Source organism: Paenibacillus sp. W2I17 (assembly GCF_030815985.1).
GTDB lineage: Bacteria > Bacillota > Bacilli > Paenibacillales > Paenibacillaceae > Paenibacillus.
This window is the reverse complement of the sequence record NZ_JAUSXM010000001.1, coordinates 3,850,927-3,868,901: the sequence shown is the minus strand read 5'-3', so window position 1 is coordinate 3,868,901 and position 17,975 is coordinate 3,850,927. Positions and strand designations below refer to the sequence as shown.

The following is a 17,975-nucleotide window of genomic DNA, read 5'->3' as shown; positions in this document are numbered from 1 at the left end:
ATCATGGAAAAGAGTTTCAAAAATACATGCGGATTCTTCGCTGACTGCGGGTTCACATCTGATGAGACGGGTATAACATAGTTAACATACCGCAACATAACTGACTAAACGCCGATCATATCACCGAAGCATGATGTACCCATCCAGAGCACGAGCGGAATGAAGCGGTACAGCATTGCCGAAAGTCTTATATTCTCTCACTATTCAAATAAAATGCAGTATGAATTAAGCCTGAACTCTGGAGTTGCAGGACAGGCAGGAGGTGTATTCAAATGGCGTATTCCATGGTTGACGTATCGGGAATGTCAGGCGTAAGTCTGAACGAACTGAGCGAGTATGCAGAGACAGGTCTTCTAAATCCGACTTTTGGGGATGTAGATGAGGACATCTATTATGAAAAGCAGGAATTGCTAAGACTCCAGCAAATCCTTTTCTGTAAGGAAGTAGGTATGAAGGAGAATGAGATTGCCCCGATGCTCCGGGATAATCCCCAGGATGTCATACGCATCATGAAGCAGCATCGCATTGACATTTTGGAGAAGGCACTCCGTCTGCATGGATTGATTCAGACACTGGACAAAACGATCTCTCATTTGCAAGGTGAACAGGAACTTGATGAACATGAGCTGTATATCGGTTTTGTAAATAAGGGGCGTCACCAGTTGCTGAATGAATCGGGTTCTGACCCTGTAGTCAATAATGATATGTACCATGTGCAGACAGAGGGTGTTCAGAGGTCCGACATCCAATCTTCCAATTCATCCACATTACCTGAAAATCAGGAGTTGAAGTCAAAAGAAGACTATCTGGATTCCCAGGCGAAAATTGATCAAGTTCATCTGGACTTGCAACAGGCCATTGAGGATGGATTGGAACCCGGTAGTGCAAAAGTACAAGGGATTATTGGCAGGCATCTTGAATGGATTAAAGGTTATTATACACCCACCGCTGAGATCTATCGGGATTTGGCCAATCTGTATGTAGAGCATAAAAATTTCCGTCAGATGTATGATGGTTACCACCCGAGGCTGGCTGAATTCCTGCGGGATGGGATGATGATTAAAGCGGAACATGATTTATCCTAGATGCATAAAGTAACATGGGCGAGCAAGAACATGGGTGTGAATCATAATGGATAACAAAGAGCGCAGACCTCTGAGAGGACTGCGCTCTTTGTTATTACGGGTTCTTCATCATCGTGTGTGATGAGACTCCGATCATCTTGTTCATCATTTCCTAAAGGGGTATGGTTGCCTCCAACTGCTCTGTGAGCAGGCTTACGGCTTTCTCCAGGAAGACGCGGTCTTCGTCGTCAAAACGGTTTTTGATCGGGCTGTCGATATCCAGCACTCCGTACAGTTCGCCGTTTTTGATAATAGGTACGACGATCTCACTGTTCGATGCTGCATCACAGGCAATGTGGCCTGGGAAGGCATGAACATCGTCAACGACCAGGGTACGTTTTTCCGCAGCAGATGTGCCACATACACCACGTCCCAGTGGAATTCGGATACAGGCAGGCAGTCCTTGGAATGGCCCGAGGACCAGTTCTTTTCCATCATACAGATAGAAGCCGACCCAATTGGTGTCGGTCATAAATACATTGAGCAGCGCAGCAGCGTTCGCCAGATTGGCAATCGCACTAGGTTCATCGCGGATCAGAGCACTTAACTGTCCCAGGACGGCGGTGTGCTGCTCACTTCGTGTTCCTTCATAGGAAACAGCTTGAAACATGGTAAATCACCCTCCCGAGCAAAATGGTACTTATTTTCAAGATAGTGCAGAGCATGCGGTTAGTCAAGCGGAGGATTTCGGAAAGGGAAGGGAATACCTGAAGAATCCTCCTGTTTCTCAGCTTCTTGCGTGGGGTAATTACTTAGCAACCACGGAGGGCTATAACCCGGGAAGGAGCTTGGCTTATGCATGCAGAGGTACAGAATCTTTTTGTACGGATTCATCTACTATATTTCGCGCAAAATCAGGATTTGAACGTTAGCGAGGCACTGCCCCTATTGGAAGAACGGGGATATCGTGTTGGAGAGCGGGAGATCAAGCAGGAGCTTGAACACCTGACACAGGAGAATTTCCTGACCGCCCACGGGGACCAATGGAGCCTAACCGGGACTGGCATCGAAGAATTCAAGGAAATCACGGCTGTGTTTGGCCGGGTTAGCGATGAATTACTGGGAAAGGGCAAGAAAACGTCCAAAGCTTAAAATTCATCTGGACAAGCCATGATTCCGTAATTCACTCAAACTTGAATGGATCCATACGTACAACAAGACCGGGAGCGAAATTGGCCCGGTTTTTTGACGTGTGTCCATGACTGAACAGTTGCCATTCGGCGCAGGTTATGATTAGATGACTAGTGAATATTATGGTCTGCGGAGATAGATCGGATCGGAGTGTCTTTATATGTATAAATGCAAAGGAAGAATTCCCGAAATGGAGACTGCGCGGCTTCGTCTGCGTAAAATGCGTCGCCGGGATGCGGCCCAGATGTTCGCATGCTGGTCAGATCGCGAGGTGACCCGTTACATGAATCTTGCACCCATGATTGGGACAAGCGAAGCGGCGGACATGATTGGACTGCTCAACCAAATGGCAGGAGAAGAGGATGCGATCCGCTGGGGGATCGAACTCAAAGAAACAGGCAAGCTCATCGGCAGCTGTGGCTTCAACACATGGCAGCTTGAAGGCGCATTCCGGGGTGAGATCGGTTATGAGCTGGGACGTGATTATTGGCGCCACGGTTATATGACGGAGGCTTTCTCCGCATTGCTGCCCTTTGGGTATGAGACCATGGGTCTTAATCGAATTGAAGCGCTGGTTGATCCACGTAATCTGGCTTCCGGCGAGTTCCTGACAAACCGCGGTTTCACGCGGGAAGGATTGCTGCGTCAGGTGCAGCATACGTCAACCGGATACAAGGATATGGTGATGTACTCCATGTTGTATGATGAGTTCCTTCGCAAGCGAGGTAAATAAAAGAGACAATATATAATTGCTTTTAAATTTACACGTAAACGAAGAAACAGAACAAAGCTGGAGAAGCGAAGCGTTCGCCTTTAAAGCTTTCTGAAAGAAAGCTACATCGGAAGCATACGCTATCACCGGATTTCTCCTTTAGAGAGGAGAAGAAAAAATCTGGGGATAACAGCGATTGGAAGCTTGTTCTGGTTCGTAGTAGAGGTGTAAATTAACGTACCAATTATATAGAGAATGAAGAGAGAAGGGTTTGTGTGAATGCAACTGGAGGTTTGAAGCGCAGTTTCATCTTGACGGGGCTGTTACTCGCGACATTTCTGTCAGCGATTGAAGGCACCGTAATTGGTCCGGCAGGGCCGACCATTGTCAGTGAGTTGGGGAGTGTACAGCTGCTGAGCTGGATTTTCACCGCATATCTGTTGACGATGGCTGTGAGTACGCCCATTTTCGGCAAAATCAGTGACTTGTATGGACGAAAGCCTGTATTTCTGATTGGCTGTGCCTTATTTTTACTCGGTTCACTCTTGTGCTGTCTGTCGCAGAACATGGAGCAATTAATTATTTTTCGTGCCATTCAAGGGATCGGTGCGGGTGCGGTAGTTCCTGTTACATTTACGATTATTGGGGATATCTACGCCATTGAAGAACGTGGCAAAATTCAGGGCTGGATTAGCTCCGTGTGGGGCATTTCCTCTCTGGCGGGACCGCTGCTTGGCGGTTATTTTGTAGACAATCTTGGCTGGCAGTGGATCTTTGGTTTTAATGTGCCATTTGGTTTGCTTGCGATGTGGTTTGTATTTCGTTATCTGAAGGAAGATATCTCGCCGCGTACGGCCAAAATTGACTATGTCGGTGCACTGACCTTCACGGTGGGCATTACTGCATTGCTATTTGTCCTGTCGGCGGGTGGGCAGTATTATGCCTGGAGTTCTCCGTTGATTGTTGTGCTGTGTGTGGTCGCCGCTCTGTTTATCATTTTATTTTTCGTGGTGGAAAAAAGAGCTCAGGCCCCTATGGTTCCACTACATTTGTTCCGAATTCGGGACATCCGTGTGGCGAATATCGCCGGACTCCTGACCAGTACTTTGATGATCGGCCTGACCAGTTATTTGCCGCTCTGGGTGCAGGGGGTTCGGGGAGGTAATGCGACGGAATCCGGGTTGCTGCTCGCGCCGATGTCGGTGGGCTGGCTCATTGGTAGTGTGATGGCAGGCCGCCTATTGATGAAAATTGGATCACGTATGACCGCATTGATTGGATTAACCGGAATTGCGATTGGATCGGGTGGACTCTTTCTGGTGGGCGGGACATCCCCGCAGGCTGTGCTATTTATATTGACCTTTATTTATGGCCTCGGCTTCGGTTTTGCGTTCACGATCTTCACCATTATTGCGCAGTCTTCTGTAGGGTATAAGGAGCGTGGCTCCTCTACGGCACTGCATACGTTTATGCGTACATTGGGACAGACGATTGGTGCAGCGGCTTTTGGTACCTGGTTGAACTACCGCATCTCCACGTTATCCAGTGAACAGAATCTGGCTGTGGCTGGAATATCGGAGAATGATCTGAACGAACTGCTCGCACCACATACGGATGCTGCCCTATCTGATGATAAATGGGCGCTACTGCGTAACGTTTTGGAAGGAAGCTTGCATTCCCTGTTTGTGATTATGTTCGTCATTGCACTGGTCTCGTGGGTAACGACGCTTGCTCTACGCAAACGTTTAATTGTACCCGAAGATGCAGATGCTCCACCGCAGCCACAAGGCTCAAAGTAAAAAGAAGATATATATACGAAAAACATATGGAAAACCGGATTCGCCGATGTCAGGCAAATCCGGTTATTTTTGTTGATGGCACATGTGCAGTGACTAAAGTTTATCTTCAAACTCAGGCAAGTGATATGTTGGGGGATGTCCGTGTCTAAAGCATTTTGAAGTACAGGCTGGCTGATCCTGGTGAATCGTCCAGACGAATTTCTAAGGAACTGAGGACGCCTTATTTGACCTTCTGCTCGTTTTTCTAAATTGTAAGGAACATGATGGACCTATGTCAAAAAAGTAGACACTACGCTGCGGATTTGTCCGTAAATTTCATCGCAAAACGAGCAGGGGAAAGATACCCTAGCGCGCCATGCATTCGCTTGCGGTTGTAATAGAACTCAATGTACTGGTAGATGGCAGTATAAGCCTCTTCCGGTGTCTTAAAACGAGGGTTGCAGTAAATGAGTTCCTTCTTTAAAATACTGTGCCACGACTCAATACAGGCGTTATCATAACAGTTTCCTCGGCGGCTCATGCTTGATTCCATTCCGTATGATTTTAGTTGCTTCACATATTCTTTTGACGTGTATTGAGAGCCCCGATCCGAGTGATGGAGTAATCCCGGAGCAGGGCGTTTGGCCTTGTAAGCTTCCTCCAGTGCACCCATCACCAAACTGGTTTCCATATGGTTATATAGACGCCAGCCTACAATTTCACGTGTGCACAAATCCAGAACGCTGGCGAGATATAGGCGACCTCCTCGGCAAGGAATGTAGGTGATGTCGGTAACCCATACCGTATTCGGTTTGGACGTTTTAAATTGCTGATTCAGCGTATTTGGTGCAAGGGGATGGTCGTGTTTGGAATCCGTAGTCTGAACGCGATATTTGGGCATGACCACAGAACGTAGATTCATTTGACGCATGTATATACTGACGGTACGGGAAGAGATTCGCAACCCTTCTAAATGGAGCAGATACGTAATTTTAGGGCTTCCACACCGCATCTGGTGGTCGTAAAAATGATACCGAATACGCTTCATGACCTCGTCTTTGCGGTTCTGTCGCATGCTGGTTCGGTCCATTCGCCATTTGTAATATCCGCTCCGTGATACTTGAAAGGTACTGCACATCTTCTCCAAAAGAAAACTCGGAGCGATGGTCTTCCACAAACTGAAATCTTAGCTCTTTGGTTTGCTGAAGATGTGCACTGCTTTTTTTACAATCGCCAGTTCTTCTTGTGTATCCGCAAGCGTGTGCTCTTTCTCTTGAAGCAACCGGCGCATCTCTTGAAGCTCTGCTTCCAGTTCCTTCACTCGATCTACACTGGCAACAGGCTCATGTTTTAGTTCGCGGTACTTACTCATCCATTGGTGTAACGTACTTTTTGGAATGTTGAGTTCTTCTGCCAAATCTCCAAGTGTCTTCGTCTGCTCTTGAATGAATTTGACCGTTTGTTTCTTGAATTCTTCGTTATATCGTTGCCGCTGTTCTCCCATGTGGACACCTCCGTTAGTCTTATTATCCTTCCGTCCGTTAACGGGTGTCCACTTTTTATTCTAGCTCCAGGAGACACGTTATTTCCCGAAATCACCTGAAAAACACGTTGTAAACGGCTGTTTATTCAAAGATAGCGTGTGTCAGATTCCTTAAAATGCTGCGAGCGCTTCAAACCCTTGAATAAGACGTCACAGGTTCGTTAGCGCTCCCGCTCCATATCTGCTCCAGTACATTCTGTTACGCTCCGGCTTTCGGCAGGTTTGAAGATACGCTCTAGCTGCTCGCTGATAAACGGTCTGCAGAATGTGCAAGCCTTCCCAAGAGTTCGGACAGCAATTCCTTGTCTTCCTCACTTAGTCCACTTACAGCCCGATCAATCTTCAACGCATAGCCTGGATAGATGTCATCCATGGTGCGCTGTCCTTCTTCGGTCAGTTCCACAAAGATGATACGTCTGTCTTGCGGACAATGTTTGCGGTGTAACAATCCTTTTTGCTCCAGCTTATCGATCACATAGGTCACATTACCACTTTGCAGCAGAAGTTGTGCGCCAACCTGTTGAATCGGCTGAGCTCCTTTCATATATAACACTTCGAGCACCCCGTATGCGGTGGGGTTGAAGCCATGCACTTTGCTTCCGGATACAGCGTGTTCATTCACGCTCTTGAATGTCTGGGCCAAGGTGCGGTACAGATGAAGTGAACGTTCGGTTCCGATTTCTTGTAATTCCAGCATGCTGATCCCGCCTTTTCAGATTAGTTTTATAAGTTGAAATGATGAAGAGGGGTCCTCTCCGTTATGCTGTTCAGGTAAAAGAGTATTTCAACTTATATGAGTTGTTTAGTGATGTTTGACGATTCAGGTTGTCGCCATGGTTTAATTGTAAACTTCTATTTCTACGAAAAACATGCGATATGTCACAAGATTTGCATTTTTAGCATTTAAAATTTGATCATTCATCATGCTGAAAAATCATCCTTCAGATGTCGCTTTTTCTCCGCCTCTGGCAGGAGGTCGAGTAGAGGGCTGCTCTATATAATGAGTTCATACTATGAATTGGAAGATAATGGAGGAGAAGAAGGATGACAAGTGATTTAACGTTTGAAGGACAACGACCGCTGAAGAATAACCGATCTTTTGTAACATTGATGGTGGCACAGGCCATTTCCAATCTGGGTGATTGGCTGCATCTGCTCGCAATCCTGACCCTCGTGGGTATCCGCTGGAATGCAACGCCATGGGAGATTACATTTGTCACACTTTCCGCAGCACTACCCATTCTGTTGACAGGGCCATTCGCAGGCACGCTTGCAGATCGTCTGAACCGAAAATGGCTGATGATTGTAGCTGATGGTGCACGGATTATCATCGTGGGTGCGTTAATTTTTGCTGACCAGATCTGGCACGTCTACATACTGCTTGTCCTCAAATCCCTGTTTGATGTAATCTTCTCTCCGGCCAAAAACGGAAAGCTGAAGGAAATTGTACCCCGCGAACAACTTGTGCAAGCTGTATCCATCAGCTCGGTGATCGAACAGATGTCCAAAATCATTGGTCCGGCGCTTGGCGGACTTTTGGTAGCCGCTTTTGGCATTACCTGGTGTTTTGTTCTCGATTCAGCGTCTTTTCTGATCTCCGGCATCATTTTATTGTGGATTCCTGGAACTCGGGTGATCCAAACCGCAATTCATAACGTAACAGAAGTAGAGGAAGAGACAGCTGGGGATGTTCGCAACCGCTCAAAAGGCTCTTTTTGGAAAGAAACACTGGAGGGTATCCGCATGCTCGCATCTCTCCCTCATGTAGGAACGTCTCTGATTTTGCTTGCTTCAGCCATACTTTTTCTGCAATTTGCCGATTCACAGACTGTGGTGTTATTCAGACAACTTCCCGGAATTTCAACTGATCTGCTGGGATGGTGCGTGGCAGCAAGTGGCGCAGGTACATTAATTGCAGCGATGAGTGTACGGAAGTGGAAGCATGCAGGGCATGTTTTGAAAATGGGTCTGGGTACCACACTTATGGGTCTGGTTATCGGCGGAGCCGGAGTTATTGTTGGGATTTGGCCGCACGCCGGGCTAGGTGCCAATCTGTTGTTAGTATCCCTCTTTGCCCTGGCAGGTGTCGGAATTGGGTTTGCGATTGTCCCCTTTCAGATCCTGTTGCAGGAACAAACACCTGAGGCGATGACAGGCAGGGTATTTGGAACGGTAGGCAGCGTGATGACAGCCAGTAATATTATGGGCCCGGTGGTAGGCGGATTTATGGTCACTTCATTTGGTGTAGTGCCGGCTTTTGTCTGTTCAGGCATTTTGCTGACCCTGCTTGGTTTGATTTATTTGATGAAACGTAGCGGGGAAAAAGCCGATCTGAATGGCTCCATTGAAGCCAAGACCATGATTGCAGGCGACTGAAAACAGGCCGGATCTGCTCAGGTTAGAACAGTTAAAATGAAGGTTTGAATTTACTTCAAATTTTAAGTTTATGATTAAAAAGCGTTTGAGTAAACGCCTTCACGTTTAATGAGGAACAGGCAGAAATCCCTGTATTCTAATTATTCCTAGGGGAAAACTCATATTCCTTGTCCCACCAACGCATTAGCGGATAGGGGGTGAAGCAACTTGAATGTAAAGTTACCAAAATCGATTGTGCGTCTTGGAAGCATACCATTGGCTATACTCGCCGGGACTTTGATGCTGGGGTTTGGATCGTCACATGTGTATGCGGATGATGCTCAGGTATCTTCTGAAAAACCGTCCAGCGGATTGTCGCTAAATCTGTTTTCACGTGATTCGGATGGCGGGTTGAACCTGACTCCGTCGGTATCGGTATCCACACCACTACTGGATGTTGAAGTTCCGTCGCTCAAAGCGAATGAATCGACAGGTAAGCTGAGTGTATCTGAGTTGAAAGTAGATACGCCGCTTGGATCGGCCGGAACATCAGAGATTGGGATTGATGCGAAGAAGGGAACCGTCGAACTGCCGTCTGTACAGGCGGATACACCGGTGATCAAAGCCGATGTATCAAGCAGTCAGGTGAACCTGAACAAAGGTACAGCTTCCTTGCCTGGCGTTACCGCAGAGGTACCGCAGGTCATCAAGGCAGAGACGTCTGCTGTGAAAACAGACCTTCGGCAGGGTAAGGTTGAATTACCTTCCGTTAAGGTGGATGTGCCTGAGGTTACTTCCGTCAATATCTCTTCATCCCAAGTGGATCTGAGTACGGGAAATGTCCAGCTTCCTTCTGTGAGAGCAGAGGTTCCAGTTGTAGACGTATCCGCTGAACTCAATCCTGATCAGGAAAAGGTGGAGATTCCAAGTGTGAAGCCGGAACCGCCTGTAGTCACTCCGGAAAAGCCGACGGTCGTCAAAACACCGAATGTTGAAACTTCCAATACGAGTGAGCTCGCAAATCCTGTCTCATCTCAGAACAATGAGGAAGGACAGGACGCAGTACAGGTTACGGGCAAAGTGATTGAAGTCGCCTCGGAACCAGAAGTACGTCCAGAACAACCTGTTGTCCCGCAGGCATTGCCTGTGGAAGTAACCGATCTGACGCAGGATTTCGATGTTAATGCAGGTTTGCCCGATAACGAGTTATTCCTCGTAGATCAGACAGCTGCTAAACCAGCTGTCACTGAACAAGTGCAGAGTAACCAGGAAGCCAATCTGAAACAAGATGATGTCGATGCAACATCTCCATTGCAGACTCGCACAGAACGACCAACCAGTTGGTCTGTTGCAGCAACTTCTCCCGGAGCAGCTAATGCTTCAGCAGGGACAAGCTCCGGTTCGTCCGGTGTAACTGGAGGTGGAGCAACCGCTCCAGCCGCTGCACTTCCGGGAGCAACAACAGGTCTGGTTACGCCAGATTACGATTATGCCTTCCGAATGGAACGGCTCGATGGGTTCAGTCAATGGTCACAGGCACCGCCTGGGCGGCCGCCGCAATATACCTCTTTCTCTTAGGCAACAATGGCGTTAATTCAACCAAAATTGAGAAGGAGTGTATATCATCATGAAAAAAGTGAATCGTTGGGTAAAATTGTCGGTATTGTCGGGTACGTTGGTAGCTGGATTGCTGGGAGCTTCGCAGGCAACTTACGCAGATAGCTATAGCAATAACAGCAGTGGCAATCTGGATCTAAATGCAGGTTTGCGCCTGGAGCTGGGATCTCTTCTGTCAGGACACCGTGACACAGGTTACGGTAACCATGGTAGCTACGTAGGTTCATCCAGTGCAAGCGGAGCATTAAATCTGGATCTTGGCCTTAATGCCGGCTTATCTTCCGAGAGTATGAACCGTTACAATGATCTTTCTTCCGACCACACAGTTGAGCGTAGCAGTTCTGGCAAGCTGGGCCTTGGGCTGAATGCCAATGTGTCGGGAGAAGGTACAACGATGAGCGACTATTCACGAGGCGGCGAGGATCGGAACGTAAACAGCAGCTATGCAAGCGAAAGCCGTAGCGCACTGGATCTGGGTCTGAACGTGAATGCAGAAGGAGAGAGTGCAACAATGGCTCAATCTGAACGCAACAACAGCGTGAAAGACAGCGAGCGTAATGTGAACAGCAGCTACGCAAACGAAAGCCGTGGCGCACTGGATCTAGGTCTGAACGTGAATGCCGAAGGAGAGAGTGCGACTTGGACTCAATCTGAACGCAACAACAGCGTGAAAGACAGCGAGCGTAACGTGAACAGCAGCTATGCGAGCGAAAGCCGCGGAGCACTGGATCTGGGTCTGAACGCAAAAGCAGAAGGAGAGAGTGCAACGATGGCTCAATCCGAACGCACTAACCGCGTGAATGACCGTGAGCGTACCGACAGCAGCAGCTACGCGAGCGAAAGCCGTGGAGCACTGGATCTCGGTCTGAACGTGGATGCAGATGCAGAGAATGAAACTACTCTTGTGGTGGAGACAAATCGGTAATATGAGATTTTCATTGTAATATGAAGAAGCAGGGGCTCCGGAACCCCTGCTTCTTTTTTGCATTTCAAAATTCGAAATAATATGCAAATGGACAAAAGTTTCACTATAATTGTTATAACAATTAAATAGTATAACTAGAGGTAGTAATGAATGAATGAATGAATAGGGTGAGTAAGATGGAACGAAAAGTAACGAAATTCGGTAATAGTCTTGGATTAACAATGACAGATGCCTTCAAACAAATTGGTCTTGAGCAAGGCGATATGGTTCAAATCGAGATAAATCAGTCTAATGGGGAGATTATTATTAAAAAGGCTACAAAAGTTAATTTGCCTAACGGAATCAGTAGTGATTTTATGGATACATTGGCTGAAGTGATGGGTGAATATGATCAAACCTTGAAAGGTCTCAAGGATAGGTGAGTATGACCCGGTATTTGAGTATTCAAGAGATTATTGCGATCAACGTAGCTATGATTAAGCGTTACAGTCCTGGAGAGCAGTTGGAATTAAAGATTCTGGCCTGCTTGAATCTGCTGCAATCTTTCAATCTTTGGGCCAAAACCATCCTTCTCATAATGCTAATAAAAGAACGGCTTTTACCGCATTGGTAATCTTTCTACGTTATAACAATGTGTATCTTAAGATGGATCAAACATTTGCTGAGGACTTTACTGTTGATATGGTGAACCACAAGTACACATTTGTACGATTAGTCTCAATTATTCGTACATACTCTGTTTCTGAAAATGAAGAATAATAAACAAAGCAATAAATCATACATTACTATGATTTATTGCTTTGTTTATTTGCCATCTATATAGAAATGCCCAAAATGATCAAACATACAACCCGCAACTCGATTACAATAAAACATAAAGAATGAAATAAACGCCTGATCAGAACAGGGAGTGAATGATATGGGAACGGAATATAACAGTAAGGAAGTACAGGAGTCCATATTGGACGTACATATTACAGAGGCAGGATACGAGCCGGGACAATCAACCATACGCAATATTCGAATGAATGTGGGGCGAGGAGAACTGGTAGGTATTATCGGACCCAATGGTGCGGGCAAAAGTACCACAATCAAAACACTTCTTGGTCTGCTGGAACATGCGAACTATGAAGTGACGATTGGGGGAGATGGTCGTTATGCCTATATCCCGGAGCAACCGGTTTTTTATGAATATATGACTTTATGGGAACATCTTGATCTGGCCGCAGCGGCGTATGAAATGGAGGAAGAGGCCTTTGTTACCCGAGCGGAGGAACTGTTGATTCGTTTCGGTATGGACCATGTTCGGAATGATCTTCCAGCCAGTTTCTCAAAGGGCATGCGGCAGAAAATGATGTTGATGATCGGATTTCTGTCTTCCCCGGATATTTATATTGTGGACGAGCCGTTCATCGGACTGGACCCTCGTGCAACCAAGGATTTTCTAAAATTACTTGATGATGAACGTCGCCGCGGCGCGGGTGTGCTTATGTCTACGCATGTACTGGATACCGCTGAACGAATCTGCGACCGGTTTATTCTGATTGCTTCGGGCAGATCGGCTGCCGAGGGAACATTGGATGAGATCCGTGAAGCGGCAGGATTGCCGGAAGCCTCTTTGTTTGACTGTTTCGATGTATTGACGTCTTAGATAGAGAAAGGGTGAGAGAGAATGGAAACTTCCCAGCGTTATACCCCACTTCGTTTATACAGACGAAGACGCAAAGAGCACTTCAAGGAACAGATGAAAAATCTCAGACTCGTCGTGGATTGGACAGTGTGGGTATACCTGCTTGTTCCGGGTCTGCTCTATCTGATTGGATGGTACACGAGTCTGTGGACCAAATCACTGCCTGCATGGGCGACAGGATTACCGCTCCCCGTACTGACTGGGCTGATTGACGTCGTTATGCTTACCGGTGGTGTGTTGATATTTGTGGAGGAAGCGGATGTATTGTTTCTGAAATCAAGGCCGTTGTGGATGCGCACGTTAATGAGGCAAGGGCTCTACCGGTCCTGTCTGCAACATCTGGGCAAAATGATCCTGATTACAGCGCTGACCGCACCCCTGTGGTCTCGTGTCTATGAGATGTCGAATCTCCAGATTGCACTTATGGCTGTCTGGTTTGGTGCAGTAGCTTCATTTCAAGCCATAACACTACATATGACAAAGGTTCGGCTTACAGGATGGCGGCGCTGGATTCAGATGATCCCTCTCGTCATTGGCATAGGTTATATGACCATTAATGCGACATCATGGATGCATGGACAGACATGGAAAATCAGTTTTGGAATTGTAATTATCATGCTTCTTCTGATTACAGTTGGACAGATGAGGCTGTTGATGAAGGGAACGTTTGAAGGGGATGTGCGGGAGGATCTGCGTAGCAGGCTGCAGCTTACAGCTCTAATGTTAAGCCGGGCAGTGAGCAAGCCGAAAGCCCCACGAACACGTTCTATTATCTTCCGCAAACCGCGTAAACTGTTACGCAAGCGTTCCATCGCGAATCGGACAGCGGAGATTGCATTCAAGGCATTTTTCCGGAACTCGGCCACGATGAAATTGTATCTGCAGCTTGGAGGACTATCCATCGCAGCAGTTGCATTGCCACCTTTTCCGGTCAATATCATTGTGTGTGCGTTATTAATCATCATGTTGACGGTGATGTTTTATCGTTCCTGGGATGTTTTTGCCACGTCCGACTATGTTCAGCTTATAACATATGACTCGGAGGCGCTGCATCTTGCAAGTTCAATGATGGTTCGGATGTTGTTTGTCCCGATTGGTATTCTTATGGGATTCACGCTGGGATTGGCCTGGCTCGGCTGGATCGTCGGTATTCTGACAGCTGCAGGTGCGGTGGCTTTTGGACTCTGTGTCTTATCTATTGCCGGATGGGTTCGGCTGACCCGGGCCTAAAGGAATTCCTTTCTAATTCGGAGCATATCGTGCGCTATATCTGCCCATGCTATAGAAGAAGAATCTCATCTATGGATGATGAGAGATTAGCTGTAGCAAGGAGGAAGAGACGATGATGGATAATAGCGAACTACAGGTGCATTTTTCAGATGGTTCAGCGTTGAATGCCGCAAGGGCAACCTTGGAGGAATTGGGATATAAGCCGTATCAGTCCGGCCCGCTGGAATTGTACATCCCCACAGATCGCCAAGATCCTCAGTCTGCCGTAGAGATTGTACAATCTCATGGAGGAAGTGCCGTATTTGCCGCGCAAACGGAAGAGCTGGATCAGTTTCAGAATATATCGATTCCGGCTCATCTCGTGAATGAAGACTGGAATGAGGGTTATGCGAACGGAACCCAGGGAAGTCAGACGGAGCAAGGCAGACATAACTATAGCGATGACCCGACATACGATGATTCGGCTGATGGATTTTCAGGCAGTGTGAAAGCATAGAAGCATCACAAGCTAAGAACAGTTCGAGCCAATTTTTCTAAAATGGAACAATGCCCAAAAACCCCGATCGTCCACAGATAGTGGATATCGGGGTTTTTGGCATCTGAGCTAATTCATGATCGGGTTAAAAGGTGTAATACCTATTATGATGTAACGTGTCTATATTCAGCCGCATGCATGCCAGCCGTATATCCCGTGGAGAATGCAGCGGTGATATTATACCCTCCGGTGTAGCCGTGAATATCCAAAACTTCACCGCAAAAGAATAGTCCAGGCAGCAGCTTGGATTCCATTGTTTTTGGGTATATCTCCTTTAAGTGGATTCCTCCCCCAGTAACAAAGGCTTCTTTGAGCGATCTCGTTCCGTCTGCACGGAAGGTAAAAGCTTTCATTAGCCCGCACAAGGTGCTTAACATACCTTTGGGAAAATGGTGGAACGTAAGGTCATCGCTGATCTCTGCCCGTTTCATCATTAAGGGGATCATACGTTCAGGAACCCATGTTTTTAAAATGTTTTTGACAGCCTTGCGGGATTCTTGTTCCAATACCTGTTGCACCTGTGCTTCCAATGCACCCAAGGACAGCTCCGGGAACAGATCAATGCTCATAATGACCTGTGGGTTTCCAGACTTCATCTGAACCTTGCGGATAAATTGGCTGCAACGCAGTGCGACGGGGCCAGATACTCCAAAATGCGTGAAGATCATATCCCCGCGATGGGAGATGACCGTTTTTCCTTTGGCATCCACTACGGATAGAGCGATATCCCTCAAAGACAAACCTTGCAGTTCTTTGGATTGAATCCAACTCTCCCCAGACACAATGGGCACTTCGGTTGGATATAACTCTGTAATGGTGTGACCCGCAGCCTCAGCCCAGGGATAACCGTCTCCGGTAGATCCGGTTTGAGGTACGGATTTGCCGCCGGTAGCGATGATGACAGAGCGCCCAAGAATAGTTTTACCGGATATCAATTTAACACCCTGTATCTGCTGACCGTTCTGAATAATTTCCTTGACCGGTTCTTTGGTGCGAATCTCAACGCCGAGGGAGACAATCTTTCCTACCAGCGCATCCACGACTGTTTTCGCTTTATCGGTTACAGGGAACATTCTGCCGTTGTCTTCTTCTTTCAGGGCAATTCCGAGATTCTCGAAGAAACGCATGATTCCCTGGTTGTCCAGATTCTGAAACGAACTATATAAAAAGCGTCCATTACCTGGAATATGTCGGATGAGTTCATCCGTTTCCTTGGCATTGGTTACATTGCATCGACCTCCGCCAGAGATGCCGAGTTTACGACCCAGTTGATCTCCTTTATCCAGCAGAAGCACGGAGGCTCCATGCTCGGCAGCAGCAACGCAAGCCATCAGGCCCGCAGATCCACCACCGATTACAATGACATCATACATATGTTATTACCCTCTTTTTTCATTGATTTTGTCTGTTTTACGTAAAATGTGTCTACTCCTGGCTTTTTCTGAAATATAATGGAGTTATGAGCAGTTCTATTGTGCAGTCTTAAGGGATATATTGTAATATACTGTCGCCTATGTTTTAATCAGAAATACATGAGGGAATGTGCAGGCAGAGGAGGAGATGGCATTGTGGTTGCGTTAAAGGACATGCTTTTACAAGTACTGCTGGCAGGGTCGGCGGTATTTCTGATTCCCTTATTCCGTCTGGTACTCTCCAAGCGGGCTATTGCCAGAATGGAACATGCCGGAATGATGCAGACCGTTTTTGCTGTGACGAGTGTCGCGAGCATGCTATTGTGTTTGCTGTTTGCGCTCTATGCAAGCCCGATGGCCGTACCCATATCATTAAGCATCGTACCTGTGATACTTGTTATTTTGTATTGTAAGTCCGCTATAGGCGTAACGCTGTCCATTCTACATATTCTCTTCTATTTTCTTTTTGCGCATCCCTATGATCTGTACGGATTTCTCCTTCATACGGGCATTCTTCTCTATCCTATTGTATGGTTGTCTGCCAAACGATTCAAGCATAATACACCTTCGCGCAAAATGACGATCCTCATCATCCTGATTACAATGGAACTGATTGTAACGAGTCTGTTATGGATCGCATCCCTCCAGAATGAATCCACATACTCTGCGACCTACATGATACTTACAGCACTTGGATATACCGCTGGAGCCATTGTTGCGGGCAGTCTGAGTCTGCTATGGCTGGAACGGATGAAGCACTATCGCGGGCTGGAGCAGCATCTCTCGGAAGTCCACCACCGATACATAGCTGAAACGGAGAAACTTCATCAGATTCTGAATGCAGTGCCTCTCTCCATTGCCACCGTAGATAAACAAGGCACAGTCATGTTTGTCAATGAGATGATGGAGCAAACCGCAAGGGAGCAGCTACCTTGTACCTCCACGCCTGATCTCATTGGACAGCCTGCCAGTCAATTTGTTGAACAAGGTCAGGCGGATAAGATGGATAAAAGCATTCGCAGAGCCATCGTTCATGGTGAGATTAGTGGGTTGACCGTTCGTTACGGTGCACACGTATTTCAGTCCCGAACCGTACCGATTTATGCCTTTTCAACAGAGCCTGCAAGAGAGGTCACAGGAGCTATGCTGATTATTCAGGATATCACGGAGCTTGAGATGTTGCGAAGTGAACTGGATAATGTGGATCGTCTCAGTCTGGTGGGGCAGATGGCTGCAAGCATTACGCATGAGGTGCGTAATCCAATGGCGGTTGTGCGGGGCTTTCTTCAACTTATGCAGGAAAAGAGTCCTGACTCCCTCGATCACTATTACCGGATCGTTCTGGAAGAATTGGATCGGGCGAATAGTATTATTAATGATTTTCTATCGCTGGCCCAGGATCGGATTGCGGAAAAAGAGGAATCCCAGCTGCATGATATCATTCATGAACTCAGTCCATTGTTGTGGGCCGATGCGAACCTGCGTGGTCAGAGTATTGAACTCATGCTGGACCATAATGTACCGAAGTTGCACCTCAATCCAAAGGAAATCAAACAGGTGGTACTCAATCTGGCCCGTAACGGGATGGAAGCCATGAATGAGAAGGGCGTGCTTACGCTAGAGACGCGGATAGTCGATGACAAAGTGGAACTGTGTGTACGTGACACAGGGCCTGGTCTACCCAGAGTGAAGAAGGAAAAGCTGTTTGAACCTTTCTATACCACAAAAGCCAAGGGAACCGGACTTGGATTGTCCATGTGCCTAAGTATTGTGGAACGACATAATGGAACCATTACTGTGGAATCGGAGGAAGGACAGGGCACGACCTTCAAAGTGGCATTTGAACGTTAGTCATTCAGCATATTTTGCCAGACATTGAGACATAATATTATGGAAGAAGCCTTTCCGCAGGCGGTTTCTGAA

General features: G+C 47.1%; 17 protein-coding genes and 1 pseudogene. 13 read left to right on the top strand and 5 right to left on the bottom strand.

What is annotated here, in order from left to right:
- The first annotated feature begins 272 nt into the window (after positions 1-272).
- Positions 273-1,085: a MerR family transcriptional regulator gene (locus QF041_RS17105; protein ID WP_307415051.1), complete on the top strand. Its 813-nt coding sequence runs from the start codon at positions 273-275 to the stop codon at positions 1,083-1,085.
- Between the two features lie 151 nt (positions 1,086-1,236).
- On the opposite strand, the gene QF041_RS17100 is transcribed toward QF041_RS17105, so the two are convergent.
- The gene (locus QF041_RS17100) at positions 1,237-1,734 is read right to left on the bottom strand and encodes a GAF domain-containing protein (protein WP_036614172.1); all 498 of its coding nucleotides are present in this window, start codon (positions 1,732-1,734) and stop codon (positions 1,237-1,239) included.
- 185 nt (positions 1,735-1,919) lie between these two features.
- Here QF041_RS17100 and QF041_RS17095 point away from each other — a divergent pair, with 185 nt between their 5' ends.
- The 3 genes from QF041_RS17095 (at position 1,920) to QF041_RS17085 (ending at position 4,766) form a co-directional block, all read left to right on the top strand.
- Positions 1,920-2,216 (top strand): hypothetical protein, encoded by a 297-nt coding sequence (locus tag QF041_RS17095; RefSeq protein ID WP_036614170.1) that lies wholly within the window; start codon positions 1,920-1,922, stop codon positions 2,214-2,216.
- Between the two features lie 199 nt (positions 2,217-2,415).
- Positions 2,416-2,988: a GNAT family N-acetyltransferase gene (locus QF041_RS17090; RefSeq protein ID WP_036614167.1), complete on the top strand. Its 573-nt coding sequence runs from the start codon at positions 2,416-2,418 to the stop codon at positions 2,986-2,988.
- A 272-nt stretch (positions 2,989-3,260) separates the two neighbouring features.
- The gene (locus QF041_RS17085) at positions 3,261-4,766 is read left to right on the top strand and encodes an MDR family MFS transporter (RefSeq protein WP_307416992.1); all 1,506 of its coding nucleotides are present in this window, start codon (positions 3,261-3,263) and stop codon (positions 4,764-4,766) included.
- 289 nt (positions 4,767-5,055) lie between these two features.
- Here QF041_RS17085 and QF041_RS17080 read toward each other — a convergent pair whose 3' ends face one another.
- The 3 genes from QF041_RS17080 to QF041_RS17070 all read right to left on the bottom strand — a co-directional run bounded on the left by QF041_RS17080 (position 5,056) and on the right by QF041_RS17070 (position 6,985).
- Positions 5,056-5,922 (bottom strand): IS3 family transposase, encoded by an 867-nt coding sequence (locus QF041_RS17080; protein WP_307415050.1) that lies wholly within the window; start codon positions 5,920-5,922, stop codon positions 5,056-5,058.
- Positions 5,923-5,931: 9 nt separating this feature from the next.
- Positions 5,932-6,249, bottom strand: a complete 318-nt coding sequence (locus QF041_RS17075; protein ID WP_036673079.1) for a transposase — start codon at positions 6,247-6,249, stop codon at positions 5,932-5,934.
- 274 nt (positions 6,250-6,523) lie between these two features.
- Positions 6,524-6,985: a MarR family winged helix-turn-helix transcriptional regulator gene (locus QF041_RS17070; protein ID WP_017690799.1), complete on the bottom strand. Its 462-nt coding sequence runs from the start codon at positions 6,983-6,985 to the stop codon at positions 6,524-6,526.
- Positions 6,986-7,332: 347 nt separating this feature from the next.
- Here QF041_RS17070 and QF041_RS17065 point away from each other — a divergent pair, with 347 nt between their 5' ends.
- The 8 genes and pseudogenes from QF041_RS17065 to QF041_RS17030 all read left to right on the top strand — a co-directional run bounded on the left by QF041_RS17065 (position 7,333) and on the right by QF041_RS17030 (position 14,601).
- Positions 7,333-8,664 carry an MFS transporter gene (locus QF041_RS17065; protein ID WP_307415049.1) on the top strand — a complete coding sequence of 444 codons (1,332 nt, stop codon included), beginning with the start codon at positions 7,333-7,335 and terminating at the stop codon, positions 8,662-8,664.
- A 207-nt stretch (positions 8,665-8,871) separates the two neighbouring features.
- Positions 8,872-10,221: a hypothetical protein gene (locus QF041_RS17060; RefSeq protein ID WP_307415048.1), complete on the top strand. Its 1,350-nt coding sequence runs from the start codon at positions 8,872-8,874 to the stop codon at positions 10,219-10,221.
- Positions 10,222-10,270: 49 nt separating this feature from the next.
- Complete coding sequence (locus tag QF041_RS17055; RefSeq protein WP_307415047.1) at positions 10,271-11,185, top strand: hypothetical protein; 915 nt, start codon at positions 10,271-10,273, stop codon at positions 11,183-11,185.
- A 176-nt stretch (positions 11,186-11,361) separates the two neighbouring features.
- Positions 11,362-11,607, top strand: a complete 246-nt coding sequence (locus tag QF041_RS17050) for an AbrB/MazE/SpoVT family DNA-binding domain-containing protein (RefSeq protein WP_373461345.1) — start codon at positions 11,362-11,364, stop codon at positions 11,605-11,607.
- Positions 11,604-11,944, top strand: a pseudogene (locus tag QF041_RS17045) (type II toxin-antitoxin system death-on-curing family toxin). Before QF041_RS17050 ends, QF041_RS17045 begins: the two are co-directional and overlap by 4 nt.
- A 160-nt stretch (positions 11,945-12,104) precedes the next feature.
- Positions 12,105-12,836 carry an ABC transporter ATP-binding protein gene (locus QF041_RS17040; RefSeq protein WP_307415045.1) on the top strand — a complete coding sequence of 244 codons (732 nt, stop codon included), beginning with the start codon at positions 12,105-12,107 and terminating at the stop codon, positions 12,834-12,836.
- Between the two features lie 21 nt (positions 12,837-12,857).
- Positions 12,858-14,105, top strand: coding sequence for an ABC transporter permease (locus tag QF041_RS17035; RefSeq protein WP_307415044.1), 1,248 nt, complete (start codon positions 12,858-12,860; stop codon positions 14,103-14,105).
- A gap of 112 nt (positions 14,106-14,217) precedes the next feature.
- The gene (locus QF041_RS17030; RefSeq protein ID WP_307415043.1) at positions 14,218-14,601 is read left to right on the top strand and encodes a hypothetical protein; all 384 of its coding nucleotides are present in this window, start codon (positions 14,218-14,220) and stop codon (positions 14,599-14,601) included.
- A 143-nt stretch (positions 14,602-14,744) separates the two neighbouring features.
- Here the strand turns inward: QF041_RS17030 and QF041_RS17025 are convergent, their stop codons facing one another.
- Entirely contained in the window at positions 14,745-16,013 is a 1,269-nt protein-coding gene (locus QF041_RS17025; protein ID WP_307415042.1) for a BaiN/RdsA family NAD(P)/FAD-dependent oxidoreductase, read from the bottom strand.
- A gap of 195 nt (positions 16,014-16,208) precedes the next feature.
- Between QF041_RS17025 and QF041_RS17020 the strand changes: the two genes are divergently transcribed.
- Positions 16,209-17,903: a two-component system sensor histidine kinase NtrB gene (locus QF041_RS17020; RefSeq protein WP_307415041.1), complete on the top strand. Its 1,695-nt coding sequence runs from the start codon at positions 16,209-16,211 to the stop codon at positions 17,901-17,903.
- Positions 17,904-17,975 lie beyond the last annotated feature (72 nt).